The following is a 13,294-nucleotide window of genomic DNA, read 5'->3' on the forward strand; positions in this document are numbered from 1 at the left end:
AACTCTTAAATCGTGGGAATCTGCTCGACGATGGCCGTCGGCGAACCCCGCCATGTTAACCGATACGCCGGGCCTTTGCGAACATTGCCCACCAGCGCTGGGCGGAAGCACGCCAGGTTGGTCCCGCCAGCGCGGCGCACGCTTGGATAGATGATGCCGGTGGAGCCTTCGGTCAGCAGGCTGCGCGCCAGCCGTTGCGAGGCGACGTAGCTGTCCGGGTCCAGGCAAGCGGCATATTCGGGCTGGCCGCAGATGTCGTGGAACTGGGCGCTGAAGTCCGAGAGCAGGGCCTGATAGCTGACGCTGTCGTCGAAACGGTCGATTTCGGCGTATTCCACGGTCTTGTGGAAGATCACTTCCGCCAGCGCCGTTTCGTGCTCGAAGGCGCAATACCAGGCGCCGCGCTGCCCGTCGTTGAAGCGGCTGCCTTGCGGACGGGCGTAGGTAAAGGCCGCATTGATGCTGCGGTAATTGGGGACGTAATAAACCAGTTCTTCGATACCGATACCGATAGCGCCGCCGTGTTCGGCGCGCAGGCGGGCATTGGTGGCGTTATCGAGTTCAAACAGCTGGTGCAGCTCGGCGTCGTTATCGGCGAGGGCGGCCAGCACGGAATCTTCTTTATAGACGAAGCGCGACGGAATCAAGCGCACGGTGTCGAATTGGCGCAGCAGGCGAAATGGCGGCAATTACAGGCCTCCGCGACGAGCGTCGAGCAACTGGCGCACGGTTTGCATGGCGAGCAGGCCGCCGGCTTCCATGTAATCGAGCGGGGTTCGGCCGCCGAAAATGCTGTTGCGGTTGGCAAGGCTGACCCACTCGTCAGCCAGCTTGTCGCCGTAAATGATGTGCAGCGACTTGTAGATGCCAAGCAGGTAGGAAATACGGGTAATGCGGTCGACTTCAAGCACGCGGTCGGGGTGCTTTTTCCACTCATAGAAGGCGCTGCTGGACAGGCCGCCCAGCAATTCGCGGGCGTCGTCGTCGCGTAACTTCCAGGCGGCGACCAGTTTGAAAAAGCCCTTGAGGGCGGCGTGCGACAGGCGTTCACGTTCTTCTTTGCGACTCAGGTCGACTGGTTGAGGAATCGTGTATTCGCTGTCGGGGTAGGCAAATGCGGGATTCATATGTCCTCCGTTTGTGGATTATTTATACTCCATTTCCGTATTTGTTTCAAGTTGAATGTGTTTGTGCAGTGTCAAAACGCGGTTTGCTGCCCGCTGCCAATATTGCATTAAATCATCGAACAAGGGCGCGCGATGGAGAAAATGCTTGCTGCGCTGGAGGGCCAACTGCGACGATTCGCGACGAATGCCGGCAGCATGGCTGAGCGGCATCCCGGCTTGGCGGAGCAGCTTGGCTTCCGCGATTGGCCGCAGGACGCCCATGTCGACCGGTTGGTGCAGGGCGTTGCCACCCTCCACGCGCGGACGGCACTGGCCTTGCAGAGGGCGCGTTGCCAGCAGGATGAGCATTTGCTGGAATTGCATTTCCCGGGGCAGTTGCAACCGTTCCCGGCGTGCTGGATTGGCTTGGCGCCTGCTGCAGGGCCGGCCGCAGCAATCGTCTCCGCCAGTTACCACCACGGCCCGCAGGCCTCGGTCGAATTGGTGCTTGATCTCGGCAAGGCCATTCGCCCGGGCGGCCCTGCCAACGCCCTGGACATCTTCATTGACGGTGACGCCGCTTTCAGTGCGGCCTTGCGCAGTGTCTTGCTTGGCGAGACAGGCTCGGCGCCTGCCCTTCGCGGGAATGATGCCGGCGAGTGGCTGCCGATTGCTCGCTGGCCATTCGAGCCATCAGGCCTTGATCCTGTGGAAGCGCTGCTCCACCGTGCGCCTGGCGCGCATGCCGGGCTGGCGCTGCTGCGCGAGTACTTCACTTTTCCCGCGCGCTTCAATATCCTGCGCCTTGACCTGTCGCCCTTTGCAGGCGCCAGGAGCGCGAAACTGAGGCTGCCGGCGCCCCCGGCGCGCCTCCTGCAGGCACTGCAAGCGGGCCACCTGCGCGCCGGCTGGACGGCGCGCGCCTGTCTGCAGCGTGTCGCCGCTTCGCCCATCCGCATCGATGGGCGCCGAACCGAATACCTGCTGTCGGTCCCGCCCGAACTGGAGATCTTCAGCATTGACCGGGTCCATGTCGGCGGTGCGGAGGACGTGGGATGGAGCGTGCGCAATGTCGACGATGCACCGGCAGGCCATGAATGGCGCATCGCCTTCCACGGCGCGTACGCCTGGCCGGCCGGCACAGTCGCATCGGTCGACGTGACCTGCTGCGAGCGCGACAAAGTGCTGGCACGGCCGGCTCGAGGTCCCGGCTGCCGCTGGCAGCTCAACGCCTTGCTGGCGCTGGACCGCCTGCCGCTTGATGCCGATGCCTTGCGCGAACTGATGGCCAGCCAGGCAATCGATCATTCCCCGGCGAGCCGCGCAATCATCAGCGCAGTGAGAGGGCTGGAGTTGCGGCCCGCGCTGTTGTGCCCCGGCCGCGCCTCGCCGCTTGCTGGCACTGAAATCCGATTGCAAGTCGAGGAAGGGGCATTCGCAGGCTGCGGCATGCTGCTGTTCGCGCAAGTCATGGACCGCTTCTTCGGCGAGTGCGCGCACATGAACACATTTAGCCGGCTGGTCCTGGTGTCGGCCGCCACCGGAGAGGAGCTGATGCGATGCAAAGCGAGGAACGCCGGCAAGCTGATGGAATGATCGCGGCCGATGCAACCGGATATGCCATCTTCCAGCTGGCAGGAATGCTTGGCGCGCCGGAATGGCGCAACAGCCTGTCCCTGGCATTCCCCGCCTGCGACGTGGTTGCGCTGGACAGCAGAGCGGTCACTCCAGGGTGCATAGGCTTGCTCGGCATGGCGGGCGCGCTGCCGTACTACTACACGGAGGCCGTGGCGCGCGCCGCCGGCGCCGAGGCACGCGCCTTCATCGACCTGTTGTCGGCGCCGGCAATCGATGCATTTTGCGCCGCATGGCGTGAAGGCCGTCCTGAATACACACCCTTGCCGCAATTGCCGCTCCAGCGCGGCCCGCTCAGGGCAAGGGCGCTCGGAGAGCGGCTTTCGCATGCCCTCGGCGTGCCGGTATGGATCGAGCAGTTTGCCGGGCGCTGGGAAATGCTGCCGCCAGGGCAGGCCAGCGCCCTCGGAAGCGGCAAAGCATGCTGCGGCGACGGGGCGCTCCTCGGCGAACGCCTGTGGCGGATCGATAGCGCCGTGCAGGTCCATGTCGGCCCGCTTGACGCGCAATCGGCCCAGGCATTCCTGCCCGGCGGCAGGGACGCGCTGGCATTGGGCCGGCTATGGCGGGCCTCCGCGGAGGATAGCGGCATCCAGGCCGAGGCTCGTGTACACCTTGGCGCTGGCGTGAGCGCAGTTGCGCAACTGGGTGCCGTGGCACGCCTGGGACATGACGCGCTGTTGGCCACGCAGCCGCCCGGCGAAAGGGATGACTTGCGCTACCGGCTTTGCTAGTATTTGGCCAGAAAACAAAGCGAGGAGGCAGAATGAAGAAGATGATCCCGCTGCTGGCGTTTGCGGCGACGGCTGCGTGCACCACCATCAAGGCACCGCCCAGTAACGCGGAGTTGAAACAGCAGGTCGCCGATACCGAGCGCGCCTTCGCGGCCACCATGGCCAGGCGCGATCATCAGGCATTCGCCTCCTTCCTGGCGGACGAGGCGATTTTCTACAGCGGCCCCAAGGTCTTGCGCGGCAGGGATACCGTAGCCGCCGAATGGAAAGCGTTTTATGAAAAGCCGGAAGCCCCGTTCAGCTGGGAGCCGGACCAGGTCGAAGTACTCGACTCCGGCACCCTGGCGCATTCGTCCGGCCCGGTGCGCGACCAGCAAGGCAAGGTTACCGGCCGATTCAACTCCGTCTGGCGGCAGGAAGCGCCAGGCAAATGGCGCATCGTGTTCGACAAAGGCGAACGTGTTTGCGATTGCAGGAAGCCGTAATCAAGCCGGTTCGGCGTGCTCCACCAGCAACTGGACGCGGGTCACGCCGTTGTATTCATTGGCATCCAGGCGGAAGGCCACGCGCGCCCGTTCGCCCAGCGCATCGGTATGGCCGAACCAGATGGCGTCGTAGCGTATGCCTTTCTTTTCCAGCATCAGCTTAAGGTGGCGGTCCTTCAGGATGCGCTGGCTTAGCACGCGGAATTCATCGCAGAAGACCGGCGGCGCAAAGCCCTGGCCCCATACCTGGCCATCCAGCAGTTCAATGAACTGGGTGGTGTAGCAGTTGTCTTCCAAGGGACCATCGGTTTCGACCACCCGCTCCAGTTGCGATTCGCTCAGCCAGGCCTGGCCGACCGCTTCGAAGGCGGCGCAGAAATGCTCGAAGGCTTCGGCGCGCAAGCTAAGGCCCGCTGCCATGGCATGGCCGCCGAACTTGTCGATCACGCCAGGCGCCCGCTTGGATACCAGGTCCAGCGCGTCGCGCAGGTGGAAGCCGGGGATCGAACGGCCGGAACCCTTGATCATGCCGTCGCCCGCAGGGGCAAAGGTGATGGTGGGGCGGTAGAAGCGTTCTTTCAGGCGCGAGGCCACGATGCCGATCACGCCCTGGTGCCAGCTATCGTCGTAGACGCAAATCGTGGTGCTGTCTGCGGGCTGGAAATCGTCCAGGTGCAGCAGGGCGGCGTCCTGCATCTCCGCCTCGATCTCGCGGCGCTTCAGGTTGATGTCGTTAAGCTGCTGCGCCAGTTCCCAGGCGCGCGTCTCGTCGTCCGTCAGCAGGCATTCGATGCCGAGCGACATGTCTTCCAGCCGGCCTGCTGCGTTCAGCCGCGGGCCGAGAGCGAAGCCGAGGTCGAAAGGAGAGGCGGTGCGCACGGCGCGTCCGGAAACGCGGAACAGGGCAGCCACGCCGGCATGCATACGGCCGGCGCGCATGCGCTTCAGTCCCTGGGCGACGAGGATGCGGTTATTGGCGTCCAGGCGCACCACGTCGGCGACCGTGCCGAGGGCGACCAGGTCCAGCAGTGAATCGAGCTTTGGCTGCGACTGTGCGTCGAACACGCCGCGGCGGCGCATTTCGGCGCGCAGCGCCAGCAGCACGTAGAACACCACGCCCACGCCGGCCAGGTGCTTGGACGGGAAGCCGCAAGCGGGCTGGTTGGGGTTCACGATGACGCGGGCGTCGGGCAGGCTGTCGCCGGGCAGGTGGTGGTCGGTCACGACGACGTCGATGCCGCGCCGTTTGGCTTCTGCCACGCCTTCGATGCTGGCAATGCCGTTATCGACGGTAATGATGATGTCGGGCGCTTTCTCACGCGCGGTCAGGTCGACGATTTCCGGCGTCAGTCCGTAGCCGTATGCGAAGCGGTTGGGAACGATGAAGTCCACCTTGGCGCCCATGGCGCGCAAGCCGCGAATGGCGGTGGCGCAGGCAGTGGCGCCGTCGCAGTCGTAGTCGGCAACGATGACCATGCGTTTGCCGGCAGCGATGGAGTCGGCCAGGAATTCGGCGGCCCGGTCGATGTGCAGCAGGCCGGAGGGCTGGATCAGCGCAGCCAGTTCGCTGGAGATTTCTGCCGGGTTGTTCAAGCCCCGCGCGGCAAACAGGCGGGCCAGCACAGGGTGGATGCCGCCCTGGCGCAGCAGTTCGGCTTCCTGCGACGGGCATGGACGGATGGCGATACGGGTCATTGCGTGAGGTTCTTCAGGTTCTGTGCGCGCCAGAATTTGCGCAGCGCGGCTTTGCTGGTGCGGATTTCAGTCCAGCCTTCGCGGCTGGTCAGGATCATTGTCAGTTCATTTGTGCTGCCGTTGCGCAGGGCGGCCAGCAAGGGGGAGAACCATTCGTGTTCCAGTTGCTGCATGGCGCCCAGCCAGGCGCCCCAGTCATTGCCGGCGCCCATGGGAATCAGGTGGGGCAGGACGACCGGTCCATGTGCCCCGGGCGCGGCCGCAGTGCTGCCCGCCGAGAGGGCTTTCAGCCAGGAAGGCACGGCCGCCGCCGCGGGCGTGGCTACGGCCATCGGCTGGTGCTCGGCCATGGGGGCTTCCGCCTGTGCGCCGCCCCACATCCAGAACGAATTCACGGGCGCAAGGCCGCGCTGCTGGCGGGCTTCGTTGACGGAATGCTCGTGCCACAGCATCTGGATCTCATTTTGCAGCTTCTTGAAGGCCAGGGCGTTCGGGCCGGCCGGCATCCAGTCGGCCAGGTTGCTGCCCATGGCGGCATCGGGCGAGGCGGCATCCAGGCCTTGCCAGCCATCGGCGCGCATGAACCAGGTCTCGGCGTCGCCCCAAAGCAGTTCATCGAAAAACGGCCTGGCCAGGTCGAACAGCACGCGCGAATCCGCCTCGTCCAGGCGCAAACGGCGCGAATCGGCCAGGACCAGGTGGTTGCGGGCGAGCTGGATGTGGACCGGATGGACGATGAACCAATAGCCTTCCTTAGGCGCCAGGCCGAAGCCGCGCATGACGGCTGCGGCAAGGCCGCCGCGCGCACGGGCCAGCCATGCTTCATGCGGCAATATGCGGCTATCGTCGGCGATAACATGCTTTTCCAGCAAGCTATTGCGTGAAAGTAACATCGCCAGGGACGGCGCCTGCAGGTTGCGGGAGAGTTCCGGGGCCAGTTCGGCGGGCGGCAATGCGAAGGGGAGGACGACGGTCGTGGAAGCCATGCGGCATTGTAGTGGAAACTCTTTATATGGCAAACTGCGGGCTTTACTGTGTCAATTTATTAAAAATGCCGTTTGAATGGCTGGTTGGCTTGCGCTACACACGCGCTGGCAGGCGCAATGGGCGCAATAGCTTTATCTCTTTTATCTCCGCGATTTCGATGGCAGGCATCGCTCTTGGCGTCACGGCCTTGATTGTCGTGCTATCGGTCTATAACGGCTTCCAGACGGTGGTGACCGAGCGCATGGTTTCCGTGCTTGGGCATGTGGAAGTCTATGAAGTGAGTGGGGCCGGCCTGGGCGACTGGCGTGCCACCGCGGCTTTGGCGGCCCGCAACCCGCAGGTGAAGGGGGCAGCGCCGTTCATCGAATTGCAAGGGATGCTCGTGCATGGCGGCGACTTGATGCGTCCTTCCATCGTGCGCGGCATCCTGCCGGGCGAAGAACCCAGGGTTTCCGATATCGGTAAGCAGATGAAACAAGGCGCGCTGGAGCTCTTGCAGCCCGGCTCTTCCCACATCATCCTCGGTGCGGAACTGGCCAATGAACTGGAAGTGAAGCCGGGCGACAAGGTGGCGCTGGCGATGGCACAGGGGAATTCCACCTCCAACATGGCGCCCACTCTGCACTCCTTCACCGTGGCGGGCACTTTCGAATCCGGCCACAACGAGTTCGACTCCGCGCTGGCGCTGATCCACCTGGCGGACGCCCAGGAACTGATCAACGTTGCCGGCCCGTTCGGCATGCGCCTGCGTTTGCAGGATATGCAGAAGGCTCCAGCCGTGGCGAATGAACTGCGCACCGTTTTGCCGGGCCAGTTGGTGATTCGTGACTGGACCAAGCTCAATGCCGGCTGGTTCGCAGCTGTGAAGTCGCAAAAGAACATGATGTTCATAATCCTGACCTTGATCATCGCGGTAGCAGCCTTCAACCTGGTCGCCACGCTGGTGATGACGGTGACCGACAAGCAGGCCGATATCGCCATCCTGCGCACGCTTGGGGCATCGCCGTTTTCCATCATGAAGATCTTCGTGGTCCAGGGAGCCCTGGTGGGAGTGGCCGGCACGGCCATCGGCGTTGTCTGCGGCGTTCTGCTGGCACTGAACGTAGGGACTATCGTGGGCGGGCTGGAAAGCCTTTTCGGCGTGCACTTCCTGTCCAAGGAAATCTATTTCATCAGTGCCGTGCCTTCGGACCTGCGCTGGGGCGATGTCGCCTCGATTGGCGTAACGTCCTTGCTGCTGGCACTTGTCTCGACCCTCTACCCAAGCTGGTGGGCCGCCCGCGTCAAACCTGCGGAGGCCCTGCGTTATGAGTAAAAACCTGCCTTTCGAATGGATCGTCGGCCTGCGCTATACCCGTGCGGGCAAGCGCAATAGCCGCAACAGCTTCATTTCCTTCATTTCGCTGATTTCAGTCGGCGGCATCGCGCTTGGCGTCGGCGCCATGATCATCATCCTGTCGGTGATGAACGGCTTCCGCAAGGACGTCACGGGCCGCATGTTGTCGGTACTGGCCCACGTGGAGGTCTTCGAACGGGGCACGAGCTTGCCGGACTGGCAAGACCTGGCCAAAAAGCTGCGAGCCAATCCTGAAGTGAAGGGCGCCGCGCCGTTCGTGCAGGCCGAGGCCATGCTGTCGCACGGCGGCGAGGCGCTGCGGCCCGCGGTCGTGCGCGGCGTGCTGCCCGAGGTGGAGCCGAACGTGTCCGACCTGGCAAAGACTACCCGTTACGGCAGTTTCAACGACCTGAAGGCGGGTGAGTTCCGCATCGTCCTGGGCATCGACATGGCCCGCGCCTTGCAAGTCAATCTCGGCGACAAGGTCACCATGGTGCTGCCGCAGGGGACCGTGACCCCGGCCGGCATCGTGCCGCGCATGCGCACCTTCACCGTGGCCGGCGTTTTCGTGGCGGGGCACCAGAAGTTCGACGAAAGCATGGCCTTCATCCATCTCGAGGATGCCCGGAAGCTACTGAGACTTGAAGGCCCGGCGGGCCTGCGCCTGCGCCTGGCGGACATGCATCGCGCGCCTGAAGTGGCTGGCGAGCTGCAAAAGCTGGTGCCAAAGGAAATGACTGTACGGGATTGGTCAAAACTCAATGCGACCTGGTTCGCAGCGGTGCAAACTGAAAAGCGCATGATGTTCGTGGTGCTGGCGCTGATCGTGGCGGTAGCGGCTTTCAACCTCGTCTCGACCTTGGTCATGACCGTGACCGACAAGCAGGCCGATATCGCCATCCTGCGCACGATCGGCGCTTCGCCGCGCTCGATCCAGAAGATCTTCGTGATCCAGGGCGCGTTGGTCGGCTTGCTCGGCGCCGTGCTTGGCGTGGCCGGCGGCGTCTTGGTGTCGCTGAATATCGACGTCATTGTTCCATTTATTGAAAACCTCCTGGGAGTGCAGTTCTTGCCTAAAGATATATACACAATCAGCTCCGTGCCATCGGACATGCATTGGTCCGATGTTGGCGTGATCGGCGTGGTTGCCGTGTTGCTGGCGTTCGTGGCGACCTTGTACCCGAGCCGCTGGGCGGCCAACGTCAAACCTGCGGAGGCGCTGCGCTATGAGTAATGTGTTGACCTGCCGCGACCTCGGCAAGACCTTCACCCAGGGCAGTTACAGGGTCAAGGTGCTGGAAAAGATCAACCTGTCGGTCGCGCGCGGCGAACGCGTGGCGATTGTCGGGGCTTCGGGCTCAGGCAAGTCGACGCTGCTGCACCTGCTGGGCGGCCTGGATACGCCAACCAGCGGCAACGTGGTACTGAAAGGGAGCGACTTCGCTTCGATGAACGAGGCGGCGCGCGGCGACCTGCGCAACCGCGAGTTGGGCTTCGTCTACCAGTTCCATCACCTGCTGCCGGAATTCTCGGCACTGGACAACGTGGCAATGCCTTTGCTGATCCGTCGCGTCAAGCGCGCAGAGGCGGAGCAGGCGGCGCGTGAAATGCTGGCGCGCGTGGGCCTGGAAAAGCGCGTAACGCACGTGCCGGGCGAGCTCTCCGGCGGCGAACGCCAGCGCGTGGCCCTGGCGCGCGCGCTGGTAACGCAACCCGCTTGCGTGCTGGCCGATGAGCCGACCGGCAACCTGGATCATTCGACCGCGGAGAAGGTGTTCGACCTGATGCTCGAGCTGTCGCGCACGCTGGGCACGGCCTTCATCATTGTCACCCACGACGCAAGCCTGGCGGAGCGCTGCGACCGCATGCTGCGCCTGACCGACGAAGGCTTGAATCCTGCCTGAGGACCGCGCCATGTGGATCGATACCCATTGCCACCTTGACGCGCACGAATTCGGCGGCCAATCGCTGGCGCTGGCTGCGCGGGCGCAGGAACGCGGCGTGGGGATGGTGGTGATACCTGCGGTCGACAGCGCCAATTTTCCGGTGGTGCGCGAGCTGGCGCACCAGGCGCCGAATGCCAGTTACGCGCTGGGCATCCATCCCATCTACGTGCCGCATGCCGTGGAGGACGACCTGGCGTACATGCGCGAGGCCGTAGCGCAGGCGATGGACGATCCGCGCTTCGTGGCGGTCGGCGAGATTGGCCTGGATTTCTTTATTCCCATGCTGTGCGAGCCGGATATGCGCGAGAAGCAGGTGTTCTTCCTGCGCGAACAGCTCAAGATCGCACGGGATTTCGAATTGCCGGTGCTGTGCCATGTGCGCAAGTCGCAGGACCAGGTGCTGAAGCATGTGCGGCAGGTGGGGCCAGCGGGCGGCATCGCACACGCGTTCAACGGCAGTTTCCAGCAGGCGCAGGCCTATATCGATGCGGGCTTCAAGCTGGGGTTTGGCGGCAACCTGACTTTTACCCGCGCGCTGCAGATCCGCCGCCTGGCGGCTGAATTGCCGCTGTCCTCCATCGTCGTTGAGACGGATGCGCCGGACATTGCGCCTTCCTGGGTGCACCCGGGCGTGAACACGCCGGCCGAGGTCGCAGGGATCGGCGAAGCGCTGGCGGCCTTGCGTGGCGAGGAGCCAGCCGGGGTCGCTACGGCGACAACGCAAAATGCGTTGGATGTGATGCCGCGCTTGCGGGCCTTGATGGCCGCCTGACCGGCCAGCCAGCCGGGGAGGGGGAGATGCGCTGCGCAATCCTCGGCCTGATCGGCGGCGTGGCGTGGCTGCAGGGGCAGGCAGCCTTGCCGGGAGCGGGCGTCCAGCTGGCCTGCGTGCTCGGCGCGGTGCTCGCTGCCCTGGCCGTCCTGGTGCCTGCGTGGCGCGCCCGCCTGGCCTTTTCCTTCCTGCGCGCAGGACTTGCCGCTACGGCCGGTGCACTGGCCGGTTTCGCCTGGGCCGCCCTGGTCGCACAAGGCGCCCTGTCCGATGAACTTGCAAAGGCGGACGAGGGCCGCGACTTCGAGATCGTCGGCACGATCGACAGCCTGCCAAGCCGGCAGGACGGCAGCATTCGCTTCAATTTTGCCGTTGAATCGCCATCGGCCGTTCCGCCCCGTATCGTCCTGTCTTGGTATGCCGGGCCGCGCGCTGGCGGCGGCGCGCCGCCGCCCGAACTGCTGCCGGGCGAGCGCTGGCGCCTCAAAGTTCGCCTGCAGCGGCCGCATGGCAATGCCAACCCCTTTGGATTCGACTATGAATTGTGGCTGCTGGAGCAGGGTATCCGCGCCACAGGGTATGTGCGGGCCGAGGGCAGCAACGAACGGCTGGCCGGTTTCATGCCGACCGCGCACAACGCCGTCGGGCGCGCCCGTTACGCAATCCGCGAGCATATCAACGCTGCGTTGCCGGATGCGCGCTATGCGGGCGTGATAGTCGCGCTGGCAATGGGCGACCAGCGCGCGATCTCGCCGCAGGACTGGCAAGTGTTCAGCCGCACGGGGATTTCGCATCTCGTTTCCATATCAGGTTTGCACATCACCATGATCGCCGGCCTGGTGGCATGGCTGGCCGGCTGGCTTTGGCGAAAATCGTTTTTCATGCCGGAATGGCAGTTGCCGTTGCTGCTGCCTGCGGCGCGGCTGGCAGTGATTGCCGGCTTTTTTGCAGCGTGGGGCTACGTGGCGCTGGCGGGTTTCGGGGTGCCGGCGCAGCGCACTTTGTACATGCTGGCCGTGGTGGCGCTCGCGGTATGGCTGGACCGGCTGTCAGCCATTTCGCATGTGCTGGCCCTGGCCGCAGCCGTGGTGGTAATTCTCGACCCTTGGGCGGTGATGTGGCCGGGATTCTGGCTGTCGTTTGGCGCAGTCGCTGCGATCCTGTACGCGACGGTGGGCCGGTTGTCGCCTGGAGGCTCCGGGCCGGCCGCCGAAGTCGCAACGGGTGCAGCGTCGGCGATGCCCATTGATGGCGATTCGAAGCCCGGTGGCAGGTGGAAAGCGGCATGGTTCATCCGCCTGCGCGAGAACCTGCGCCTGGCTGCCGTAACGCAGGTCGCAGTGACTGTCGGCCTTGTTCCGCTGACGATGCTGCTGTTTTCTCAAGTCTCCTTGATCAGCCCACTGGCGAACGCCATCGCCATCCCCGCCATCAGCCTGCTGGTCACGCCGCTGGCGCTTGCGGGCAGCGTCTTGCCGGCCCCTTTGGCCGCGCCGGTGCTGCAATGCGCGCACTGGCTGCTGGAGTCGCTGCTCGACGTGTTGCAATGGCTCTCGGCCCAGCCACTGGCCGTGTGGTCCGCCCCCACGCCGGCCTGGCCCATTTTTGTCTTCGCCCTTGCCGGAACGGCCTGGATGCTGGCGCCTCGCGGCTGGCCCCTGCGCTGGCTCGGCCTGGCCTGCTGGCTGCCCCTGCTGTCCGCACAGCCGGAAAGCCCGCCGGCCGGCGAGTTGCGCGTCATCGCCTTCGATGTAGGGCAGGGCATGGCCATGCTGGTTGAAACGAGCGGTCATCGCCTGTTGTATGACACCGGCCCGGCCTACACCCCCGAAACTAACGGCGGCAACCGGGTAATTCTCCCTTACTTGCGGGCGCGCGGCATCAACGCCCTGGACGGAATGATCGTCACCCACAGCGACACTGACCATTCCGGCGGCGCCCTGGCGATATTGCGCGACATCCGTACCGGCTGGGTGCTGTCATCGCTGCCGGCCGGTCACCCGATCGCGGAAGCGTCGCCGCGGCACGCGCACTGCCTGGCGGGGCAACAATGGGAGTGGGACGGCATCCGCTTCGAAATGCTGCACCCGTCGGCCGCCAGCTATGAAGACCCGGGCCTGAAGCCCAATGCCCGCGGCTGTACGCTGCGCATCGCGGCGAGGAGCGGCAGCTTGCTGCTGCCGGCCGATATTGAAGCCAAGCAGGAAGCAGCGCTGGTAGCGGCTGTGCCGGACAAGCTGCGTGCCGATGTGCTCCTTGTGCCCCATCATGGCAGCGGCACCTCGTCGACCCCGGCCTTCCTGGCTGCGGTACGGCCGCAGCACGGGATTTTCCAGCTCGGTTACCGCAACCGCTACCACCATCCGCGTGCCGACGTGCTGCAACGATACGTGGACCTGGGCGCCGGCATCTGGCGCACCGACGAGGCGGGCGCAGTGTCGCTGGCGTTCGGTGATCGAACGGACGTCAGCGCATGGCGCGCGCAACATCCGCGTTACTGGCATGGGCGCTGACCGATGCCGGGATGTGCTTGATGACAACGTTATTATGGTATTTGCCACAAATCAATGTTATCATCTTGACTATTTGACTATCGTT

Annotated in this window: 12 protein-coding genes and 1 pseudogene; 9 read left to right on the forward strand and 4 right to left on the reverse strand. The window is 64.4% G+C overall.

Annotation, left to right across the window (positions count from 1 at the left end; all coding sequences use genetic code 11):
- Positions 1-5 precede the first annotated feature (5 nt).
- Together ACN9M3_RS15675 and ACN9M3_RS15680 are read right to left on the reverse strand one after the other, a co-directional pair.
- On the reverse strand, positions 6-689 hold the full coding sequence (locus tag ACN9M3_RS15675; protein ID WP_426317874.1) for an RES family NAD+ phosphorylase: 684 nt from the start codon (positions 687-689) through the stop codon (positions 6-8).
- Complete coding sequence (locus tag ACN9M3_RS15680; protein WP_426172061.1) at positions 690-1,127, reverse strand: MbcA/ParS/Xre antitoxin family protein; 438 nt, start codon at positions 1,125-1,127, stop codon at positions 690-692.
- A gap of 195 nt (positions 1,128-1,322) precedes the next feature.
- Here ACN9M3_RS15680 and ACN9M3_RS15685 point away from each other — a divergent pair.
- From ACN9M3_RS15685 to ACN9M3_RS15700, 4 genes and pseudogenes are all read left to right on the forward strand, one after another.
- A pseudogene (locus ACN9M3_RS15685) lies at positions 1,323-1,469 on the forward strand (type VI secretion system baseplate subunit TssF); the annotation flags it as partial.
- A gap of 6 nt (positions 1,470-1,475) precedes the next feature.
- Positions 1,476-2,702: a type VI secretion system baseplate subunit TssF gene (locus tag ACN9M3_RS15690; protein ID WP_426323768.1), complete on the forward strand. Its 1,227-nt coding sequence runs from the start codon at positions 1,476-1,478 to the stop codon at positions 2,700-2,702.
- Complete coding sequence (locus tag ACN9M3_RS15695; RefSeq protein ID WP_426317875.1) at positions 2,666-3,475, forward strand: type VI secretion system baseplate subunit TssG; 810 nt, start codon at positions 2,666-2,668, stop codon at positions 3,473-3,475. Before ACN9M3_RS15690 ends, ACN9M3_RS15695 begins: the two co-directional genes overlap by 37 nt.
- Positions 3,476-3,507: 32 nt before the next feature.
- Entirely contained in the window at positions 3,508-3,960 is a 453-nt protein-coding gene (locus ACN9M3_RS15700; RefSeq protein ID WP_426317876.1) for a YybH family protein, read from the forward strand.
- Here ACN9M3_RS15700 and recJ read toward each other — a convergent pair whose 3' ends face one another.
- Positions 3,961-5,655, reverse strand: coding sequence for a single-stranded-DNA-specific exonuclease RecJ (recJ, locus tag ACN9M3_RS15705; RefSeq protein WP_426317877.1), 1,695 nt, complete (start codon positions 5,653-5,655; stop codon positions 3,961-3,963).
- A complete protein-coding gene (locus ACN9M3_RS15710; RefSeq protein WP_426317878.1) occupies positions 5,652-6,641 on the reverse strand; it encodes a hypothetical protein in 990 nt (329 codons plus the stop codon). The genes recJ and ACN9M3_RS15710 overlap by 4 nt, the downstream gene beginning before the upstream one ends.
- A gap of 26 nt (positions 6,642-6,667) precedes the next feature.
- Between ACN9M3_RS15710 and ACN9M3_RS15715 the strand changes: the two genes are divergently transcribed.
- Genes ACN9M3_RS15715 through ACN9M3_RS15735 form a run of 5 tightly spaced genes read left to right on the forward strand, consistent with a single transcriptional unit; the run spans position 6,668 to position 13,209 of the window.
- A complete protein-coding gene (locus tag ACN9M3_RS15715) occupies positions 6,668-7,957 on the forward strand; it encodes a lipoprotein-releasing ABC transporter permease subunit (RefSeq protein ID WP_426172070.1) in 1,290 nt (429 codons plus the stop codon).
- A complete protein-coding gene (locus ACN9M3_RS15720) occupies positions 7,950-9,212 on the forward strand; it encodes a lipoprotein-releasing ABC transporter permease subunit (protein WP_426317879.1) in 1,263 nt (420 codons plus the stop codon). Before ACN9M3_RS15715 ends, ACN9M3_RS15720 begins: the two co-directional genes overlap by 8 nt.
- Positions 9,205-9,882 carry a lipoprotein-releasing ABC transporter ATP-binding protein LolD gene (lolD, locus tag ACN9M3_RS15725; protein WP_426317880.1) on the forward strand — a complete coding sequence of 226 codons (678 nt, stop codon included), beginning with the start codon at positions 9,205-9,207 and terminating at the stop codon, positions 9,880-9,882. Before ACN9M3_RS15720 ends, lolD begins: the two co-directional genes overlap by 8 nt.
- Positions 9,883-9,892: 10 nt before the next feature.
- Positions 9,893-10,696, forward strand: coding sequence for a TatD family hydrolase (locus ACN9M3_RS15730; RefSeq protein ID WP_426172074.1), 804 nt, complete (start codon positions 9,893-9,895; stop codon positions 10,694-10,696).
- 26 nt (positions 10,697-10,722) lie between these two features.
- Positions 10,723-13,209: a DNA internalization-related competence protein ComEC/Rec2 gene (locus tag ACN9M3_RS15735; RefSeq protein WP_426317881.1), complete on the forward strand. Its 2,487-nt coding sequence runs from the start codon at positions 10,723-10,725 to the stop codon at positions 13,207-13,209.
- Positions 13,210-13,294 lie beyond the last annotated feature (85 nt).

It is taken from the genome of Pseudoduganella sp. R-43, assembly GCF_049913255.1.
Taxonomy (GTDB): Bacteria; Pseudomonadota; Gammaproteobacteria; order Burkholderiales; family Burkholderiaceae_D; genus Rugamonas.